The sequence below is a fragment of the Leucobacter sp. NPDC077196 genome (genome assembly GCF_040687075.1).
Taxonomy (GTDB): domain Bacteria; phylum Actinomycetota; class Actinomycetes; order Actinomycetales; family Microbacteriaceae; genus Leucobacter.
In genome coordinates this window covers 424286-444765 of the sequence record NZ_JBFBML010000001.1, presented here as the reverse complement: position 1 = coordinate 444765, position 20480 = coordinate 424286, and the positions used below count along the sequence as shown (strand labels likewise).

Sequence of the window (20480 nt, the reverse complement as noted above, 5' to 3'; positions counted from 1 at the left end):
CCCCGCAGCACCCGCCGACCACAAGGAGACGCCCATGACGACCGCACTGGCACACGACCCGTCTTGGCCGCGCACCGGCGGCTGGCCCTCCCCCGAGACCGGCGGCCGCATCGACCTCGCACTGATCGGCGTCCCCACCTCGCGCACCTCGCTCTCCCCGTCGAATGCCCACGAGACTCCCGCCGCGGTCCGCGAAGCCCTGCGGCGATATTCGAGCCACGCGGTGGGTCATGCCCAGCCGGGTCACCGCGGCGGCGAGGCCGAAGTGGTGCTCGATGAGGCCCTCCGCATCGTCGACGCAGGCGACTGCTCTGATCCCGACTCCGAGGCCGGCGAGCGTGCGGCGGCCGGTCTCATCGCCGCTCTCGCCGAACGGGCCGAGCTCGTCGTGGCGCTCGGGGGCGATAACGCGCTCACCGTCCCCGCCGCACTCGGCATTGCCGGAGAGCGGCTCGAGCACGCCGGCCTGATCACCTTCGACGCGCATCACGACCTCAGAGACGGACGCAGCAACGGTTCTCCCGTGCGACGCCTGATCGAAGCCGGGCTCGATCCCCACCGCATCGTGCAGATCGGCATCGCCGACTTCGCGAATTCCCGTGCGTACCGGCAGCGGGCGAAGGATCTCGGCGTGACGGTGATCCATCGAGACGAGCTTCACGACCGCCCCCTGCCCGACATCGTCGCGGAAGCCCTCGATATCGCGGGCGCGGGCGGTGGCCCGATTCACGTCGATCTCGATGTGGACGTGTGCGATCGCTCCGTCGCGCCGGGGTGCCCCGCGTCGATTCCCGGCGGCCTGCTGGCGCACGAGCTCCGCCGCGCAACGCGCCTCCTGGCGTCGGACCCGCGAGTGCGCGGCATCGACATCGCAGAGGTCGATGCGGCCGCTGACGCACCCGATGGCCGCACCGTGCGACTCGCCGCCCTCCTCGTGCTCGAAGCCGCCGCCGGACTCGCCAGACGACTCGGGCGCTGACCCGCCCCGCGCGCCACTCCGCTTCGCCCCAGCGCTGTCCCGCGTGCACGAGCTCAATGAGCGCGCCCGAAATTCCAGAATCCCGTTCAATGACGAAAGGATGTTTCTCATGACCGCACCCGATTCCGGCCTGCAGCGCGGCCTCACCGCGCGGCACATCAGGTTCATGGCGCTCGGTTCTGCAATCGGAACCGGTCTCTTCATGGGCTCCTCCGGCGCGATCCAAACCGCAGGCCCCGCAGTGATCCTCGCCTACATCATCGGAGGCGCCGCGGTCTTCATGGTGATGCGCGCACTCGGTGAGATGGTGGTGCGGCACCCCGTATCCGGCTCCTTCGGGCAGTACGCTTCGCGCTACATCCACCCGTTCGCGGGCTTTCTGGTCGGGTGGACGTTCGCCTTCGAGATGTTTCTCGTCGCGGTCTTCGACGCGACCGCGATCGGCGTCTACATGCGCTTCTGGTTTCCCGACGTGTCGCAGTGGATCTGGGTGCTCGCCGTCGTCTGCTTCATCGCCGCGATCAACCTCATCGGCGTCAAGGTCTTCGGAGAACTCGAATTCTGGTTCGCCCTCATCAAGATCGTCGCGATCATCGCGCTGATCGTCGCCGGCGTCGCCATCATCCTCTTCGGCTTCGGGGCTGACGGTCACGAGCAGATGGGGCCGCAGAACCTGGTCGATCACGGTGGATTCATGCCGCACGGCATTTGGGGTCTGATCGCCTCATTCACGATCGTGATGTTCGCGTTCGGCGGCATCGAGATCATCGGCGTCACAGCCGGAGAGGCGCAGAACCCGAAACAGGTACTCCCGAAAGCCATCAACTCCGTGCCGATCCGCATCCTGCTCTTCTACGTGCTCACCCTCGGCGTGATCATGTGCATCCAGCCGTGGGTCGATATCACAGGCGAGACGAGCCCCTTCGTCTCCATCTTCGAGTCGATCGGCTTCCAGGCGGCAGCTGCCGTCTTCAACGTGATCCTCATCACAGCAGCCCTCTCAGCGATGAACGCCGACATCTTCGGCGCCGGTCGCATGCTGCACGGGCTCGCCGAGCAAGGGCAGGCGCCGCGATCATTCACCCGCACCACTCGTTCCGGCGTGCCGATCATGACCGTCGCCACCATGATCGTGGGGCTCCTCGTCGGGGTGGTGCTCAACTACTGGTACCCCGACCAGGTGCTCTTCCTCCTCGGAGCGCTCGCCACGTTCGCGACGGTACTGGTGTGGCTGGTGATCCTCATTGCTCACATCCGCATGAAAGCAGAGATCGCTCGCGAGCAGCGGCTCCCCAGCGAGTTCCCCGTGCCGCTGTGGCCCGCCGCATCCTGGCTCACCGTCGCCTTCATCGTCTGCGTCATCGTGCTCGTCGGCATCGTGCCAGACTCGCGGCCGGCGCTCTGGGTGGGCCTCGTGTGGGTCGCGCTGTTGACCGCCTGCTATTTCGCGTTCGTACGAGGCGCCGGCCGCGAGCCGCATCGTCTCGTCGACCACACGGAGCCCATCGGCGTGGTTTCGAGCCCGCGCACCCTAGAAGAGCGCCGGCTCGGACGCGGGTAACGACCAATCGATCGCCGCCGCCCCCTGCTCTGCAAGCGCCGCGTTCGCGCGGCTGAAGGGCCGCGAGCCGAAGAATCCGCGCGAAGCCGACAATGGTGAGGGGTGCGCGCTCTCGATGCGCGGCACGTCGCCGAGCAACGGGCCGAGGGTCTGCGCCGGTTTCCCCCAGAGGATCGCGACGAGCGGCCCGCCCCGCTCGGCGAGCGCGGTGATGGCACGCGCCGTGACCGCCTCCCAGCCCCGGCGCTGATGCGATCCGGCGGCGCCGGCGCGCACGGTCAGTACGCGATTGAGCAGCAGCACTCCGCGATCCGCCCAGGCGGTGAGATCGCCATGGGCCGCGGGAGGAATCCCGAGATCATCGGAGAGCTCGCGGTAGATGTTCTTGAGACTCCGCGGGAGGGGACGCACCTCGGCCGACGTGGCGAACGACAGTCCGATCGGATGGCCGGGCGTCGGGTACGGATCCTGGCCGACGATGAGCACGCGAGCATCCGCCATCGGACGCTCGAGGGCCGCGAGCACGCGATCTCCCGCGGGCAGCACTTCGATACCCGACGACCGCTCCGCCTCGACGAAGCGCTCGACGGCCGCGAGCTGCTCAGCCACGGGATCGAGCGCAGCCGCCCAGTCCGCGGCCATGCGTCCGGTCGGCACAGCGGGCGCCATCTACTCGCCTCTGGCGGTGAGCGAACCGCGGTGCGTATGGAAGACGCTGGTCTGCGCCACGGGCCGCAGCACGATGAGGTCCTGGTTCACGTGCGGGGGCTGTTCGAACGCGCCGACCAGCACGCGGGCGACGTCTTCGGCGCGCAACGGGATCACGCCCTCGTAGGGCTTCTTCGCGGCTTCGTCATCGCCGCGAAGCCGATTGAGCGTGAACTCCTCCGTGTGCACGAGACCGGGCGCCAGTTCCATCACGCGGATGGGTTCGCCGCCGAGTTCGAGCCGCAGCACGTTCGTGACGGCGTGCGCCGCGTACTTCGCCGCGTTGTAGCCGCCGCCGCCCGGGTAGGCATCGTGGCCGGCCGTCGAGGTCAGATTCAGAATCGAAGCCCACCCTGAACGCCTGGCCCCCTCGCGCAGCACCGGCAGCATCGCCGCCGTCACCGAGCGCAGCCCGATCACATTCACCTCGAACATGCGTCGCCAGTCGTCGTTCGAGGCGCGCTCGACGGACTCGGTGCCCCACGCGCCGCCGGCGTTGTTCACGAGCCCGGTCGCGCCGCCGCTCGCCGCGACCTCGGCCGCGAGCCGCGCGACCTGCGCCTCATCGGTCACGTCGCACACGACCACGTGCGCTCCGGTCTCGGCGGCGAGCGCTTCGAGCCGATCAGCTCGACGGGCGACGGCGACCGTCTCCCACCCGAGCTCGGCGAACCTGCGCACCGTCGCTGCCCCGATTCCCGAGCTCGCTCCTGTCACCACGACCCGTCGCTGCATGCGCCCCTCTTCCATTCGGCCTGTTTTCGAGCCTAGCGATGCACCGCGGCATGCGACACACGTTACGCAATACGTCTGCGTCCATTGCCGCCTCGATGGGCGTCTCGTACGCTCGGACCACACCGCCTTTCACTTCGCACATCGAAACCAACTCACCGAGGAGTCACCATGACCGACCAGAGCGCCTGGGGTTTTGAAACCCGGCAGATCCACTCCGGGCAGCAGCCCGACGAGACCGGGGCACGCGCCGTGCCGATTCACCAGACCACCTCGTTCGTGTTCGACGACACGACGCAGGCCGCGAACCGATTCGCGCTGGCCGAGCTCGGCCCGATCTACACGCGCATCACGAACCCCACGCAGGCCGTGGTCGAGGAGCGGATCGCGGCCCTCGAAGGGGGAACCGCTGCCCTGCTGCTGTCGAGCGGACAGGCCGCCTCGACGTTCGCGGTGCTGAACATCGCGAATTCGGGCGATCACATCGTCTCCTCCGCCTCGATCTACGGCGGCACCTACAACCTCTTCAAGTACTCGCTCGCCAAGCTCGGCATCGAGGTCACATTCGTGGAGGATCAGGATGATCCCGCCGCATGGCAGCGAGCCGTGCGCCCCAACACCAAGCTGTTCTTCGCCGAGTCGATCGCGAATCCGCGCTCGAACGTGCTCGACATCCGGGCCGTCGCCGATGTGGCGCACGAGAACAGCCTTCCCCTCATCATCGACAACACCGTTGCGAGCCCCTACCTCGTGCGTCCCTTCGAGCACGGGGCCGACATCGTGCTCCACTCGGCCACGAAGTTCCTCGGCGGGCACGGCACGACGCTCGGCGGCGTCATCGTCGACGGCGGCGTCTTCGAGTGGTCGAAGCACGTCGACAAGTTCCCCGGCCTCACCGAGCCGGACCCGTCGTACAACGGCGTCAGCTACACCGGCGCGGTCGGCGACCCGATCGCCTACATCATCAAGGCGCGCGTGCAGCTGCTGCGCGATCTCGGCTCGTCCATCGCTCCGCTCAGCGCGTGGCTGCTCCTCCAGGGCATCGAGACGCTGTCGCTTCGCGTCGAGCGTCACGTGCAGAACGCGCAAGAGGTCGCCGAGTGGCTCGACTCGCACGACGACGTCGCAACGGTCTACTACTCCGGCCTGCCCTCGAGCCCGTGGTACGCCGCCGCGAACCGGTACGCGCCGAAGGGCGTCGGCGCAGTGCTCGCGTTCGAGCTCAAGGGCGGCGTCGACGCGGGCCGAGCCGTGGTCGAGAACGTCGAGCTCTTCAGCCACGTGGCGAATATCGGTGACGTGCGAAGCCTGATCATCCACCCGGCGTCCACGACGCACTCGCAGCTCACCCCGGAGCAGCAGCTGACCGCGGGCGTGACCCCCGGCCTCGTGCGGTTGTCGGTCGGTCTCGAGCACATCGACGACATCAAGGCGGACCTGGAGCAGGGATTTGCAGCGGCCCGCAAGGTGGTCGCGGAGTCGGCGGCGAACGCATAGCAGCGGGGCAGCGAGCGGGGGTGGATGCGGCGCGTAACATTCGCCCCCGGGCTCACTTCCCACGACAGAATAGGTGCCTATGGACTGGCAGACCCCCGAGGATTCGTTCCCGACCGACTTCATCACTGACGCCCAGCTGCGTGCACTGATGGGACGGCCGCCGATCTCGGGCGGCTGGCGGGACGGCGATGCCGTGGGCGAGCGCTCGTTCGTCTCGATCGGTGAGCTCACGACCGAAGCCGGCGACACGATCCCTCACGTGCGCATGGCTTACGAGACGTTCGGTGAGCTCAACGAGCGTCGTGACAATGCCGTACTCGTCTTCCACGCGCTGACCGGCGACAGTCATCTGCTCGGACCTGCAGCGGCGGGGCACCCGACCGATGGCTGGTGGTCGGAGATCGTGGGACCGGGTCGGCCGCTCGACACCGATCGCTACTGCATCGTCGCTCCCAATGTGCTCGGCGGGTGTCAGGGATCGACCGGGCCCGGATCCCTCGATCCGACAGGCCGCGAATGGGGCGGGCGATTCCCCTTTCTCACCATCCGGGATCAGGTCTCCGCTGCCGCGCGTTTCGCCGATGCACTCGGCATCGAGCGCTTCGAGGCCGTCATCGGCGGTTCGATGGGGGGAATGCACGCGCTCGAGTGGGGCATCTCCCACCGCGACCGCGCGGCGCGCCTTGCCGTCATCGCCGCACCCCCGGTAACGACGGCCGACCAGATCGGGTTGAATCTTGTGCAGCTCGAAGCCATTCGCTCGGATCCGTTCTACCGCAACGGCAATTACTACGACGCCCCCGACGGGGTGGGCCCGCACCACGGTCTGGCCACCGCCCGCAGACTCGCGCTGCTCAACTACCGGAGCAACACTGAGCTCGACGAGCGGTTCGGGCGTGCTTGGCAGTCCGCGGTGAGCCCGCTCGGGGGCGGCGGTCGCTTCGCGGTGGAGTCGTACCTCGACTTCCACGGCAATAAATTCACCCGCCGGTTCGACGCCAACAGTTACGTCACGCTGGTCCAGGCGATGAACTCGCACGACGTCGGCCGCGGGCGCGGCGGCGTGCGTGCCGCGCTCTCCACCATCGACCTGCCGACACTGGTACTCGGCATTCCCAGCGATCGGCTCTTCACGCTCGCAGGCCAGGACGAGATCGCCCGGCACACTCCCGGCAGTCTCGACGGCTCGCGCGCCACCCGTATCGAGTCGCCCTTCGGCCACGATGCGTTCTTGATCGAATTCGAACGAGTGGGCGCGCAGTTGCGGCGATTGCTCGCTGCCTGAGCGACCTCGCAGGGGCCACACGGGGCCCTCCCACCTTTCGGACGTAGTCTCTCCACATACCATGACCGGCTCAACCGCCGGGTCTCTGCGTCACCGGAAGAGGAGCTTCAGCTTGACTATCGTGCACGCGCGTTCTTCCTGGCGCGCTCTGGGAGTCGTCGCGACCGTGTCGGCGGCGCTTCCGCTCTGCCTCGTCGGCTGTGCTCCATCCGTGGAGCACGACGCCAACGCTGCAGAACTCCGGGCGGCTCCCGACTCGAACCTGCTCACGGTGCCGGTCGATCGCACCTACGACGTCACCGAGATCAACCTCATCGCACCCCTGGGCTCCTCCGCGCTCCACGAAGCGCTGGGAGAGCGGATCTCGTCGACCGGCACCATGGTCGTGCGCGACGGCATGATCATGTCGGCGGAGCTGCAGGTGGTCATCGACGACATGCCAGAGGCCTCATACGTGCAGACCAAGCCCACGATGCTGGTGCGCGACGACATCGAGGAGACGGTGACCTCCGTGGGCACTCTGTCGGTGGGCGGTCTGGCCCAGCCCAATACGAGCGTCGAGCTCAAGCCCACCGAGCTCGGCGAGGATCAGGCGCAGTTCGACGTGACCTTTGCGATTCCCGACAACCTGCTCGTCTCAACGGCGGGTCTCCCGTTCGACGAGATCTCTGCGCACCTCGTGCTCACGGCGCAGTAGCTCCCGGGTCTTCGCCCGTTCGGTCCTGGAGCGCGAGCGAGCGCTCAGGCGCGCTCTAGGCGAAGCGCTGACGTCTCGTGGCGTCGTGGATCTCTCCGACGAGCTCCTCGATGATGTCTTCCAGAAAGACAACGCCGAGCACCGATCCGGCGTCGTCGTGGATGCGCGCGAGGTGAATGCCCCTGCCCTGCAGCCGAGCCAGCACGTCTTCGAGTTCCGTTCCGGCGTGCACCGACTCCATATCGCGGATGCGCTTGCTCGGGATCGGCTGTGCGATGCGATCCTCTCCGAGGCGCACCAGATCCTTGATGTGCACGTATCCCACGAGTTCATCGCTCTCGTCCGCGATCGGATACCGGGAGAAGCCGTGGCGCGCGACCGCGGCCTCCACGTCCTCCGGCGTGGCACCCTCGGGCAGCACGACCAGCCGATCCGAAGCGACGAGCAGATCCTGAGCCCGCTTGGTCGTGAACTCGAACGCCGCGGAGAGCGCGCCACTGCGATCCTCGAGCACGCCCTCTCGGGTCGAGTGGCTGACGATGCTCGCCACTTCTTCCAGCGTGAATGTGCTGTTGGTCTCCGATTTGGGTTCGACGCCGAACAATCGCAGCACTCCGTTCGCCACGGCGTTCAGCGCGGCGATGATGTGGCGCAGCAGACGGGAGATTGCGACGAGCGGGGGCGCCAAGAGCAGCACAGCGCGGTCGGGCATCGAGAACGCGGCGTTCTTCGGCACCATCTCGCCGAATACCACGTGGAGGTACGAGACGCCCACCAGCGTCAGCACGAACGCCACGATTGACACGGCCTGCTCGGGAATGCCCGTCCAGTGCAGCGGCCCCTCGAGCAAATGGTGGATCGCGGGCTCAGAGACATTGAGAATCAGCAGCGAGCAGACCGTGATGCCGAGCTGACTCGTCGCGAGCATGAGCGTCGCGTGCTCCATCGCGTAGAGCGCCGTTTGAGCCCGCTTCGAACCGGCCTCAGCCTTGGGCTCGATCTGCGAGCGCCTCGCCGAGATCACGGCGAATTCGGCGCCAACGAAGAACGCGTTGGCGATGAGCAGCACGACCAACCATACGATTCCTACCCAGTCGCTCATGCGCCTTCTCCCTCGCCCATCGACCGCGCCGGCGGGCTCGAGTAGTGCAGCCGAGCGATGCGGCGTCCGTCCATGCGCATCACGCGCAGCGTTCCGCCGTCTGGCAGATCGACTGCGTCGCCTGCGACGGGGATCCGCCCCAGCTCGTGCAGCACATAGCCTGCCGCGGTGTCGTACGCATCATCCTCGGGAATCTCGACGCCCGTCTGCTCCCGCACCTCGTCGGGGCGCAGATCGGCGGGAAAGCTCATCTGCTCGGCAGTGCCGACGACTCCGGCCGCGGCACGGTCGTGCTCGTCGGCGACCTCGCCGACGATCTCCTCGACCAGATCTTCGAGGGTCACGATCCCGGCGGTGCCGCCGTACTCGTCGGCCACGATCGCGAGTTGGAAGCCGCTCGCGCGCAGCTCCTCGAGCAACTGGTCGAGGTGCATCGTCTCGGGAACGCGCACCGCGTCCTCCATGAGTGCGGCCACCGGCACCTCGTCGCGCTTCGCGCGCGGCACCGCCACCGCCTGCTTCACGTGCACGACCCCGACGATGTCGTCGCGATCCTCATCGATGACGGGAAACCGCGAGAAACCGGTGCGGCCCGACAGCTCGAGCACCGCCTTCGCGGGTTCGAGCCGCTGCAGACTCTCGACTTTGAGCCTCGGCGTCATGACGTCACCGGCAGAGAGCTCTGAGAAGCGCAGTGTGCGGTCGAGCAGCGTCGCGGTGTCGGCCTCCAGCAGTCCCGCGCTCGCCGAGTGGCGCACCAGCGACGAGAGCTCCTGGGCCGATCGCGCTCCAGACAGTTCCTCCTGCGGTTCGATGCCGATCGTGCGCAGGATGCCGTTCGCACTGCCGTTCAGCACCATCACGGCCGGTTTCAGCGTCGTGGTGAACGCGGCTTGAGCCGGCATCACGAGTCGCGCCGTCGCCAGCGGCCGGGAGATCGCGAAATTCTTGGGCACGAGCTCACCGACGATCATCGAGAAGACCGTGGCGACGGCGACGGCGATGGGAGCGCTGATCGCCCGGCGCAGATCCTCGGGCACTCCGAGGGCTCCGAGCGGACCGTCGAGGAAGTTGCTCAGCGCGGGTTCGAGCGTGTAGCCCGCGAGCAGCGTCGTCAACGTGATGCCGAGCTGAGCGCTCGAGAGATGCGTCGAGGTGCGCGAGAGGCCTCGGATCACCCGGTCGAGTCCGCGCTCGCCTGCCGTGCGGCGGCGCTCCAGATCTTGTCGGTCGAGCGCCACCAGAGAGAACTCGGAGGCGACGAAAATGCCCGTTCCCAACGTCAGTACGATGCCGATGAGCAGGAGGATCCAGTCGTTCATCGACGGCTCCCGCAGAAGACGATGTGCCGCGCCTCAGCGCGGCCGATACTCGGAGGGTCGGAGGGTCTTCGAGAATCAACGTCCATAGCCCTCCGAGATTACCACCAGAACCCGGCACCTGCGCTGAGAGTATTCGCGCATGCGCGCACGGATGGGCGTAGGCTTGTTGCCGGTACGGCTCAGGAGCCTTTACCTCCGACTACATCAATCTTGCAACGAATGCACGAACGAGAGGAAGTCGCTTTGGCGGAGCGCACGGAGACCACCAATCAAGCTGGTCCCGCAGGAGATTTCGGCGCGAATGCGTGGTTAGTGGACGAACTCTGGAAGCAGTTCCAAGTCGACAAGAACTCGGTCGACCGGTCGTGGTGGCCGGTCCTTGAGAAGTACGGAGCGGCACAGTCGGGGGCATCGACCCCGGCGGCGCCTGCAGGAGGCGCAGCCCCGGCGACCAGCCCGATCACGACGCCGACGCAGCCGGCCAGGACGACGAAGGCGGCCCCGCGCGTCGCCCCGATTCCCGCCGATGCACCGAGCACGGCCCGCAGCACCAACGCCGAGCAGGAAGCGCCTGAAGCCGACCAGGTGAGCGCACTCAAGGGCATGGCGCGCACGCTCTCCAAGAACATGGATCAGAGCCTGACGGTGCCGACCGCGACGAGCGTTCGCACCATTCCGGCCAAGCTCCTCATCGACAACCGCATCGTCATCAACAATCATCTGCGCCGCAGCCGGGGCGGCAAGGTCTCGTTCACGCACCTCATCGGCTGGGCGCTCATTCAGACCCTGAAGGACTTCCCGAGTCAGAACGTCAGCTACGCAGAGGTGGACGGCAAGCCCTCCATCGTCACGCCGGCTCACATCGGCCTCGGCATCGCGATCGATGTGCCGAAGCCCGACGGCACGCGCTCACTGCTCGTTCCATCGGTGAAGCGCGCCGAATCGCTCAACTTCAACGAGTTCCTCTCCGCCTACGAGGATCTCGTGAAGCGCGCCCGCGACAACAAGCTCGGCGCCGGCGACTTCCAGGGCACCACGATCTCGCTCACGAACCCGGGCGGCATCGGCACCGTTCATTCGGTGCCGCGCCTCATGCAGGGCCAGGGCAGCATCATCGGCGCCGGCGCCCTCGACTATCCCGCCGAGTTCCAGGGTGCATCGCAGGAGACGCTGAACCGTCTCGGCATTTCCAAGACCATCACGCTCACGAGCACTTACGACCACCGGGTGATCCAGGGCGCTGGCTCCGGTGAGTTCTTGAAGCTCGTGCACGAACGCCTCATCGGCAAGCACGGCTTCTACGAAGAGATCTTCGCCGCGCTCCGCATTCCGTACAAGCCGGTGCAATGGGCGTCTGACATCCACGTCGACGTCGTGGGGGCCGTCGACAAGTCGGCGCGCGTGCAGGAGCTCATCAACTCCTTCCGGGTGCGCGGCCACCTCATGGCCGACGTCGACCCGCTCGAGTACGTGCAGCGCACCCACCCCGACCTCGAGATCGAATCCCACGGACTCACGTTCTGGGATCTCGACCGAGAGTTCGCAACGGGGGGCATCGGCGGGAAGCGCACGATGCCGCTGCGCGACATCCTCGGCGTGCTGCGAGACTCCTACTGCCGCAAGATCGGCATCGAGTACATGCACATTCAGGATCCGGCGCAGCGCCTGTGGCTCCGCGATCAGCTCGAAGTGCCGTACGCCAAGCCGAGCCACGACGAGCAGATGCGCATCCTCGAGAAGCTCAACGAGGCCGAGGCGTTCGAGACCTTCCTCCAGACCAAGTACGTCGGCCAGAAGCGCTTCAGCCTCGAGGGCGGCGAGACCGTGATTCCGCTGCTCGACGCGATGCTGATCGACGCGGCCGAGGACGGGGTCGACAGCGTCGACGTCGGCATGGCCCACCGCGGCCGCTTGAACGTACTCTCAAACATCGCGGGCAAGACGTACGGTCAGATCTTCCGCGAGTTCGAGGGCGCTCAGGCTCAGAAGGCCGGATCGGGCGACGTCAAGTATCACCTCGGCACCTCGGGCGTCTTCACCGCTCCGAACGGCACGCAGGTCCCGATCCACCTCGCTGCGAACCCGTCGCATCTCGAGACCGTCGACGGCGTGCTCGAAGGCATCGTGCGCGCGAAGCAGGATCTGAAGCCCATCGGCTCCTTCACGACCCTGCCGATCCTGATCCACGGCGACGCGGCGATGGCCGGCCAAGGCATCGTGTACGAGACCATGCAGATGTCGCAGCTGCGGGGCTACCGCACGGGCGGCACGATCCACATCATCATCAACAACCAGGTCGGGTTCACCACGCTGCCCCTCGACTCACGGTCGACGGCGTACTCGTCAGACATCGGCAAGGTCGTTCAGGCTCCAATCTTCCACGTGAACGGCGACGATCCCGAGTCGGTCGTGCGCGTGGCAAAGCTGGCCTACGAGTTCCGGCAGCGCTTCCACATCGACGTCATCATCGACCTGGTCTGCTACCGCCGCCGCGGTCACAACGAGGGCGACGACCCGTCGATGACGCAGCCGCTCATGACCGACCTCATCGAGGCGAAGCGCTCGACCCGCCGCCTCTACACGAGTGCGCTGGTCGGTCGCGGCGACATCACCGAAGAAGAGTACGACCGGGCGAAGCAAGACTTCCAGGATCGACTCGAGCGCGCGTTCCAGGAGACCCACGCAGCCCAGACGGGCTCGATCCCCGTCATCGACACGAGCGGCATCGCCGAGGTGTCGGAATCGGGTGGCCGTTCGGACCACCAGCTCGAAACCGCGGTGGATCGCACGGTCGTCGAACGCATCGGCGACGCCCACGCGAACAAGCCCGAGGGCTTCATCGTGCACCAGAAGCTGCAGCAGCTCTTGAACAAGCGCCACGAGATGAGCCGAGAAGGCGGCATCGACTGGGGCTTCGGCGAACTCCTGGCGCTCGGATCGCTGCTCATGGAGGGCACCGCGGTGCGATTCGCCGGGCAAGACGCCAGGCGCGGCACGTTCGCTCAGCGTCACGCGGTCTTCCACGATCGCGCGAACGGACAGGAGTGGATTCCGCTGCTCAACCTCTCGGAGGAGCAGGCGCGATTCTGGATCTACGACTCGCTGCTCTCGGAGTACGCAGCGCTGGCCTACGAGTACGGCTACTCGCTGCAGCGCGAGGATGCCCTCGTGCTGTGGGAGGCGCAGTTCGGCGACTTCGCGAACACCGCTCAGGCCGTCATCGACGAGTACATCGCCGCTGCCGAGCAGAAGTGGGGCCAGCAGTCCTCGGTCGTCATGCTGCTCCCCCACGGCTACGAAGGCCAGGGCCCCGACCACTCCTCCGCCCGTATCGAGCGGTACCTGCAGCTGTGCGCTGAGGACAACATGATCGTGGCCCGTCCGTCGACGCCCGCGAACTACTTCCACCTGCTGCGCCGCCAGGCCTACGCCCGCCCGCGCAAGCCGCTCATCGTCTTCACGCCGAAGTCGATGCTGCGCCTGCGCGGCGCGACCTCGAAGGTCGAAGACTTCACCGAGGGCGCATTCCAACCGGTGATCGACGATCCGAACACCACGGAACCCGCGCAGGTCGAACGCGTGCTGCTCGTATCGGGCAAGGTCTACTACGACCTGCGCAGCGCGCTTGAGAAGCAGCCCGACCCGCGTATCGCGGTGGTGCGCGTCGAGCAGTTCTACCCGATCCCCGCGACGCAGCTGGGGCGCGTGCTCGCGCAGTACCAGGGCGCCGAGATCGTCTGGGTCCAGGACGAGCCCGAGAATCAGGGTGCGTGGCCCTTCATCTCGCTCGAACTCTCGAAGAAGCTCGCGAACGACCGCATCCGCGTGGTCTCGCGCTCCGCATCCGCGGCCCCCTCGACCGGATCCGCCAAGGTGCACGCGGTCGAGCAGGAAGAGCTCATCTCTCGCGCGCTGCGCTTCGACGACGCCGGTTAACGGGCGGCAAGCCGGGTGTGACGGCGTGGGAAGATGAGGCGACGACAATCGCGCGCGCCGTCTCATCTTCCTGCGCCGCCCTGGACTCCGAGGAGCCCGATGCCCATCTTCGACCACGATTCCGAACACGACGTCGCGGCGGTTCCGCAGATGCGAACGCTCAGCCTCCGAGAAACGGTGCTCGAGCAACTGCGGACGGCGATCATCACCGGTCGCCTGGCTGAGGGCGAGCTGGTCTCGACGCCGGCGCTCAGCGCCAGCCTGGGAGTATCGGTTACCCCGGTGCGCGAGGCGCTGATGGATCTGGCTCGGGAAGGCCTCGTCGAAACGCTGAAAAACAGGGGCTTCCGCGTGACCGAGATGAGCGAGCGCGATCTCGACGACCTCGCTCAGGTTCGCCTGCTGCTCGAGCCGCCGGCGATGCGCATCGTCGCGGGTCGTATTCCCGAGGAGGATCTGACTCATCTGCGCGCGCTCGCAGACGCCTGCCTCGAGGCAACGGCTCGCGACAACCTCGAAGCCTACCTCCGCTTCGACCGGGAGTTTCACGCGCTCGTGCTGAGCTACACGGGCAACGCGCAATTGGTCGAGCTGGCGACCTCACTCCGCCGCCGCACGCGGCTCTACGGCATCGGAACGCTCTCTCGCGAGGGTCGGCTCGCCGGATCTGCGCGCGAGCACCATGAGCTCATCGATCTGCTCGCCGCAGGCGACGGTGCTGCCGCTGAGCACGTGCTGCACCGGCACATCTCCCATGCGCGCACACTCTGGGCCACGGGAATCGAGCATTCGTGAGCCGCCAGGAGAACTATTGGTCACCTGCCCATTAGACTGAGCCGACGTCGTTTTTCGCAGACAAAGGAGCACCGATGACCACGTGGCGCATGCCGATCGAAGGACACGAGCAGGAGCGCCTCTGGCTCGCCTGGCCGACGAGCGGGTACACGCTCGGCGACACCGAGGCAGAAGCCGAGGAGGCGCGCTCGACCTGGGCCGCGGTGGCGAATGCCGCGAGCGAGCACGAAGCGGTGACCGTCGTGGTCAACCCCGGCGATGAGGCGATGGCGTCGCGGTACCTCTCGGCTCAGATCGATCAGCTCGTCGCACCCCTGAACGACGCGTGGATGCGCGATATCGGGCCGAGCTTCGTCATCGGCGACGACGGCCGCCTCGGCGCCGTCAACTTCGTCTTCAACGGCTGGGGTGGCCAGGACTGGGCGCAGTGGGATCACGATCAGCACATCGGCCGCATCGTCGCCGAAGCGGCCGGCGCCGAGCTCATCGACTCCGAGATGACGAACGAAGGCGGCGGCATCCAGGTGGACGGCACCGGACGCGTGGTCATCACGAAAACGGTGCAGCTCGATCCGGGCCGCAATCCGGGATGGACGCAGGAGCAGGTCGAGGCAGAACTCGAACGCACGATCGGTGCGACGAGCGCGCTCTGGCTCCCCCGAGGCCTCACGCGCGACCACGACACCTTCGGCACCCGCGGCCACTCCGACATCCTCGCCGCATTCACGAGCCCCGACTTGCTGCTCATGCACCGGCAGGATGCCGAATCGCATCCCGACCACATCATCGCGCGAACGAACCGAGATGTCGCGGATCGTTACCGCGACAACACCTCGGCGAACTTCGAGATCATCGATCTGCCCGCGCCTCAGACGTTGCAAGACGAAGAGGGCTACGTCGACTACAGCTACATCAATCACGTCGTCATCAACGGAGCCGTGCTCGCCTGCGCGTTCGATGATCCGGCCGATGATCGAGCGCTCGCGATCCTGCGCGAGGCATACCCCGGTCGCGAAGTGATCGGCATCGATGCACGCCCGCTCTTCGCACGCGGCGGTGGCATCCACTGCATCACGCAGCAGCAGCCGAAGACGAAGTAGTCAGCTCACCTGCGGGGCGGCGCGATCGGCCTCGAGTCGTGCCGCCTCTTGGCGGAGCGCCTCACGCACGGCGGTGAGCGCAGGGTGCCCTTCAGCCGAGGCCCGGGCCGCCGTGAACACCGTCCGCTCGGCGTCTCCGGCGAGGTCGAGCAACCGGAGTGCGCGCGCGGCGCCGGCGTGCAGCAGGCCGGGGAGCAGCGCCACGGCGTTCCCCGTCTCGATGAGGCGCACATGCGCTTGCAGGTCGGCAGTCTCGTAGCGCACATCGGGCTCGAAGCCCGCGCTGCGGCAGGCCTGCAGTGCCCAATGCCGTGACGCGGCGCCCTCCGGCTCGAGCACCCACGGCAGCGTTGCGGCGTCGGCGAGCTGCTCGACGGCGTCGAACGCCGGGTTTCCCACGCCCGGCATCGGCAGTCCCAGGCGAATGCGATCAGTGATCAACGGCTGCCGGTCGAGTCCCGCGAAGCGCGGAGCGGCGTGCCCCGGATACTGCTCGGCGATGACGAGGTCGAAGCCTCGTGTCCAGGTCTCCTCGAGCCCGGCTTCCGGTTCGTGCTGCACCATCTCCACGCGCAGGCTGGGGTGCGTGTCGCGCAAGCGCCCGAGCACTTGTGGCATGAGCGCGAGCAGCGCGGTTTGGAATACGGCGATGCGAACGGTACCGCTGACTTCTGCGTGCGCCCGGTGCAGCGCCGCTTCCGCCCGCTCGAGACCGGCGAGCAACTCGTGAGTCTCGGCGACCAGAACGTGCGCAGCGGGAGTGAGCTCGAGGGTTCTCCCCGCTTTGCGCAGCAGCGGCACGCCGGCTTCGCGCTCGAGCAGGGCCAATTGCTGCGAGATCGCAGACGGACTGTAGTTCAGTGCCTCGGCGACGGCGGCGACAGTGCCGCGCGAGTTCAGTTCCCACAGCAGCCGCAGGCGCTTCATCTCGAGCACGCGTGCTCCTTCGATTCGGTAGTTGCGCTTCAGACTATTCCATAGAAACCGTCGCTGTACTGCACGCTCTGGGCGCGAGACACTGAACGATATGGGAGCAGCGCCAGGTTCCGGCGTGCCCCGTTCGTGTTCTGAGAGGCCCGCCATGAGTACCGCTCCCCATATCCGCCCGCAAGATCTCGCCGACGAGACGATCTCACTCGTCCGCCGGTGGCTGGCCGAAGCGGCGGCAGTGCCCGCCGACGCCTCTGCAGCGCGCTTGGCAGGGGTGTTGCGCGACCCGAACGGCCTCGACTTCACCGTCGGCTTCGTGGATGGTGTCGTGCGCCCAGAAGATCTCTCCGTCGCGGCCAAGAAACTGCGCGAGCTCGTGCCGGTGACCCCGTCGTTCCTGCCCGCGCCGATGCGCGGAGCCATCAGCGTCGGCGGGGTGCTCTCCAAGCCCCTCCCCGGCATCGTCGTGCCGATCGCACGACGCGTGCTGCGAGAGCTCGTGAGCCACCTCATCATCGACGCCAGCGATGCGAAGCTGGGTCCGGCGATCAGCAAGATCGCACGCGACGGCGTGCGACTCAACATGAACCTGCTCGGCGAGGCCATTCTCGGCCAGGGCGAGGCCGAGCGGCGACTGGCCGGCACCCATCGCCTCCTGTCACGCGACGACATCGACTACGTGTCGATCAAGGTCTCCGCCACGGTCGCCCCGCACAATCACTGGGCGTTCGACGAAGCGGTCGATCACATCGAGCAGCAGCTCGTGCCCTTGTTCGAGCGCGCCGCCGCTGCAGCGCCGCAGAAGTTCATCAATCTCGACATGGAGGAGTACAAGGACCTCGACCTCACCCTCGCCGTCTTCACCCGGATCCTCGATCGCCCCGAGTTCGCGAACCTCGAAGCCGGAATCGTGCTTCAGGCCTACTTGCCCGATGCACTGAGCGCGATGATGCGGCTCCAGGAGTGGTCAGCGCAGCGCGTGGCGCGCGGCGGAGCTCCGATCAAGGTACGCGTGGTCAAGGGCGCGAATCTGCCGATGGAACTCGTCGATGCTGCGATTCACGGCTGGCCCTCGGCCACGTGGCCGACGAAGCAGGCCTCGGACACGGGGTACAAGGCGGTGCTCGACTACGCGCTCCACCCGGATCGCGTGCGCAACGTGCGGATCGGCGTCGCCGGCCACAACCTCTTCGACGTCGCACTCGCGTGGCTGCTCGCGCAGCGCCGGAGCGCGACCGACGGCATCGAGTTCGAGATGCTCCTGGGCATGGCGACCGGCCAGGCTGAGGCAGTTCGACGCGAGGTCGGGCACCTGCTGCTCTACGTGCCGGTCGTTCACCCCGAGGAGTTCGACGTGGCGATCGCCTACCTCATCCGCCGTCTCGAGGAGGGCGCGAGCACCGAGAACTTCATGTCCGCCGTTTTCGAGCTCCACGACCGCACCGAGCTGTTCGAGCGCGAGCGCGAGCGCTTCCTGGCGTCGCTCGCAGATCTCGAGGCGATCACGGCAGACGGAGACCCGGAGCACTACCGGGTGCCGGCGCCGAATCGCGACCAGGATCGCGGAGCCGAGGCCGAGATACCGGTGTCGGAGCGCCTGGCCGATCCCGATGTCGCCGCGCGCGTGGAGCAGCGGGTCGCCGCGGGCGCCGACGGATTCCGCAATACTCCCGACACCGATCCCGATCTCCCCGGCAATCGAGCGTGGGGCCGAGCGATCGCAGGTCGCATGGTGAGTTCCGAGCTGGGCATGACCTCCGTTGCAACGGCGCGCATCACCGACAGCGCTGCACTCGATGCCGCGATCGAGCGCGGCCGTTCGGCCGCATCGGAGTGGCAGTCCCTCGGCGCAGACGAACGAGCGCGGATCCTGCACCGCGCCGGGGAGGCGATCGAGGCGCGACGCAGCGAGCTGCTCGAGGTCATGGGCGCCGAGTGCGGCAAGACGCTCGACCAGGGCGACCCAGAGGTGTCGGAGGCCATCGACTTCGCGCACTACTACGCGGCGCTCGGCCAAGAGCTCGAGCACGTCGACGGCGCCCGGTACGTTCCGCAGCAGCTCGTTGCGGTGATCCCGCCCTGGAATTTCCCGGTGGCCATTCCCGCAGGAGGCGTGCTCGCCGGGCTCGCCTCGGGCGCGAGCGTCATCATCAAGCCGGCGGCGCAGTCCGCGCGATCGGGGGCGGTGATGGTCGAAGCGCTGTGGGAGGCCGGCGTGCCCCGAGACGCGCTGCAACTCGTGCAGTTCGGTGATCGCGAACTCGCGTCCAGCTTCGTCGCCGACCCGCGTATCGACCGGCTGATCCTCACCGGCGCCTACGAGACCGCCGAGACGTTTCGCAGTCTGCGCCAGGACCTGCCGATCCTGGCAGAGACGAGCGGCAAGAACGCCATCATCGTCACGCCGAACGCAGACCTCGACCTCGCTGCCCGCGACGTCGCCCAGTCGGCGTTCGGGCATGCCGGCCAGAAGTGCTCGGCAGCCTCGCTCATCGTGCTCGTGGGGTCGGTGGCCGCGTCCGCTCGGTTCCGCAGCCAGCTGCTCGACGCGGTGCGGTCGCTGCGCGTCGGCACCCCGGACCAGCTCACCAGCCAAATGGGGCCGATGATCGCTGCTCCCTCGGGCAAGCTGCTGCGCGGACTCACGGAGCTCGAGCCCGGACAGAACTGGGCCATCGAGCCGAAGCCGGTCACGTCCAGTCACCCGCTGGCTACGGACCGTGACGGCGACAGCAAGCTCTGGTCGCCTGGGGTGCGTGCGGGCGTGCAGCGCGGGAGCGAATACCACCTCACCGAGTACTTCGGGCCGATCCTCGGCATCATGACGGCAGAGTCGCTCGACGAAGCCATCGACATCGTGAACGACATCGAGTACGGCTTGACGAGCGGTCTGCACTCCCTCGACCGTGATGAGCTCGACCGCTGGCTCGCTCGCATCGAAGCGGGTAATCTGTACGTCAATCGCGGCATCACCGGTGCCATCGTTCGCCGGCAGCCGTTCGGCGGCTGGAAGAAGTCGGCGATCGGCGCGGGCACGAAAGCCGGAGGGCCGAGCTACCTCTTCGGGCTCGGAGACTGGGTCGACGCCCCGGCCATCGCACCGCTTCGCGCGCCGCTTTCGGCCGCCGCTCGCCTACTCACGGCCGCCGAGCAGTCTGGTTTCGACTCTGCGAACCTCGCGTGGCTGCGAGCTGCGCTGGGTTCGGATGCCGCCGCCTGGGAGCAGGAGTTCGGCGCGCACCGTGACGCATCGGGCATCGGCATCGAACGCAACGTGCTGAGATACCTGCCCGCACCCGTCGTCATCCGCGCCACCGCCGACGCGGTGCCCGCCAAGGTGCTGCGCACTGTCGCAGCGGCCGTCGGGGCGGGTTCTCCCCCCGAGTTGAGCACGCCGGTCGCGCTGCCGGCTCCCATGGTCGCAGCCCTCGACAGCGCCGGCGTGCGCATCGCGTTCGAGGACGCAGCAGCATGGAGTGCTCGCGTCGCCGCGCTCGCCGCGCGCAGAGGCCCGCATTCAGGAGCCAGGGTTCGCATCGTCGCCGAGGCGTCGCGGGGCGAGGCCTCACGTGAAGTCGTGGCCGCAGCGGCGGGCAAGCCCGACATCGCGGTCTACGCGGCTCAGGTCGTGACATCGGGGCGCGTCGAGATGCTCCCGTACCTTCGCGAACAGGCGGTGTCGATCACGGCCCACCGCTTCGGCACGCCCAGCCGCCTCAGTGAGGGAATCGTGTAAGCCTCGGGGGGGCAAGCTTCACTATTACTGTCACCTATGACACTCCACATGTGATCCCGACTGTCCTCCCCATCACTCCTTCCAACGCCCCCTCCCCACT

At 67.4% G+C, this 20480-nt stretch carries 14 protein-coding genes; 9 read left to right on the top strand and 5 right to left on the bottom strand.

Annotation, left to right across the window (positions count from 1 at the left end):
• The first annotated feature begins 34 nt into the window (after positions 1 to 34).
• Both AB0O71_RS02140 and AB0O71_RS02135 read left to right on the top strand, forming a co-directional pair.
• Entirely contained in the window at positions 35 to 979 is a 945-nt protein-coding gene (locus tag AB0O71_RS02140) for an arginase family protein (RefSeq protein ID WP_363741338.1), read from the top strand.
• Positions 980 to 1088: 109 nt separating this feature from the next.
• Positions 1089 to 2540: an amino acid permease gene (locus AB0O71_RS02135; protein WP_363741335.1), complete on the top strand. Its 1452-nt coding sequence runs from the start codon at positions 1089 to 1091 to the stop codon at positions 2538 to 2540.
• Here the strand turns inward: AB0O71_RS02135 and AB0O71_RS02130 are convergent.
• Together AB0O71_RS02130 and AB0O71_RS02125 are read right to left on the bottom strand one after the other, a co-directional pair.
• The gene (locus tag AB0O71_RS02130) at positions 2511 to 3209 is read right to left on the bottom strand and encodes a uracil-DNA glycosylase (RefSeq protein WP_363741332.1); all 699 of its coding nucleotides are present in this window, start codon (positions 3207 to 3209) and stop codon (positions 2511 to 2513) included. The two genes, AB0O71_RS02135 and AB0O71_RS02130, sit on opposite strands and share 30 nt — an antisense overlap.
• Positions 3210 to 3983: an SDR family NAD(P)-dependent oxidoreductase gene (locus tag AB0O71_RS02125; RefSeq protein WP_363741329.1), complete on the bottom strand. Its 774-nt coding sequence runs from the start codon at positions 3981 to 3983 to the stop codon at positions 3210 to 3212.
• A gap of 168 nt (positions 3984 to 4151) precedes the next feature.
• Here AB0O71_RS02125 and AB0O71_RS02120 point away from each other — a divergent pair, with 168 nt between their 5' ends.
• From AB0O71_RS02120 to AB0O71_RS02110, 3 genes are all read left to right on the top strand, one after another.
• Entirely contained in the window at positions 4152 to 5477 is a 1326-nt protein-coding gene (locus tag AB0O71_RS02120) for a bifunctional o-acetylhomoserine/o-acetylserine sulfhydrylase (RefSeq protein ID WP_363741327.1), read from the top strand.
• Positions 5478 to 5556: 79 nt separating this feature from the next.
• Entirely contained in the window at positions 5557 to 6762 is a 1206-nt protein-coding gene (locus AB0O71_RS02115; RefSeq protein WP_363741324.1) for a homoserine O-acetyltransferase, read from the top strand.
• Between the two features lie 112 nt (positions 6763 to 6874).
• Positions 6875 to 7459 (top strand): hypothetical protein, encoded by a 585-nt coding sequence (locus AB0O71_RS02110; RefSeq protein ID WP_363741322.1) that lies wholly within the window; start codon positions 6875 to 6877, stop codon positions 7457 to 7459.
• A 55-nt stretch (positions 7460 to 7514) separates the two neighbouring features.
• Here AB0O71_RS02110 and AB0O71_RS02105 read toward each other — a convergent pair whose 3' ends face one another.
• Both AB0O71_RS02105 and AB0O71_RS02100 read right to left on the bottom strand, forming a co-directional pair.
• Positions 7515 to 8561, bottom strand: a complete 1047-nt coding sequence (locus AB0O71_RS02105) for a hemolysin family protein (RefSeq protein ID WP_363741319.1) — start codon at positions 8559 to 8561, stop codon at positions 7515 to 7517.
• Complete coding sequence (locus tag AB0O71_RS02100) at positions 8558 to 9883, bottom strand: hemolysin family protein (RefSeq protein WP_363741316.1); 1326 nt, start codon at positions 9881 to 9883, stop codon at positions 8558 to 8560. Before AB0O71_RS02100 ends, AB0O71_RS02105 begins: the two co-directional genes overlap by 4 nt.
• Before the next feature lie 219 nt (positions 9884 to 10102).
• Between AB0O71_RS02100 and AB0O71_RS02095 the strand changes: the two genes are divergently transcribed.
• The 3 genes from AB0O71_RS02095 to AB0O71_RS02085 all read left to right on the top strand — a co-directional run bounded on the left by AB0O71_RS02095 (position 10103) and on the right by AB0O71_RS02085 (position 15714).
• The gene (locus AB0O71_RS02095; protein WP_363741313.1) at positions 10103 to 13819 is read left to right on the top strand and encodes a multifunctional oxoglutarate decarboxylase/oxoglutarate dehydrogenase thiamine pyrophosphate-binding subunit/dihydrolipoyllysine-residue succinyltransferase subunit; all 3717 of its coding nucleotides are present in this window, start codon (positions 10103 to 10105) and stop codon (positions 13817 to 13819) included.
• 99 nt (positions 13820 to 13918) lie between these two features.
• On the top strand, positions 13919 to 14614 hold the full coding sequence (locus AB0O71_RS02090; RefSeq protein ID WP_363741310.1) for a GntR family transcriptional regulator: 696 nt from the start codon (positions 13919 to 13921) through the stop codon (positions 14612 to 14614).
• 74 nt (positions 14615 to 14688) lie between these two features.
• Positions 14689 to 15714, top strand: coding sequence for an agmatine deiminase family protein (locus AB0O71_RS02085; RefSeq protein ID WP_363741307.1), 1026 nt, complete (start codon positions 14689 to 14691; stop codon positions 15712 to 15714).
• Here AB0O71_RS02085 and AB0O71_RS02080 read toward each other — a convergent pair whose 3' ends face one another.
• On the bottom strand, positions 15715 to 16650 hold the full coding sequence (locus AB0O71_RS02080; protein WP_363741305.1) for a LysR family transcriptional regulator: 936 nt from the start codon (positions 16648 to 16650) through the stop codon (positions 15715 to 15717).
• A 145-nt stretch (positions 16651 to 16795) separates the two neighbouring features.
• On the opposite strand from AB0O71_RS02080, the gene AB0O71_RS02075 reads away from it, so the two are divergent.
• Positions 16796 to 20380, top strand: coding sequence for a proline dehydrogenase family protein (locus AB0O71_RS02075; RefSeq protein WP_363741303.1), 3585 nt, complete (start codon positions 16796 to 16798; stop codon positions 20378 to 20380).
• The last annotated feature ends 100 nt before the right edge of the window (positions 20381 to 20480 follow it).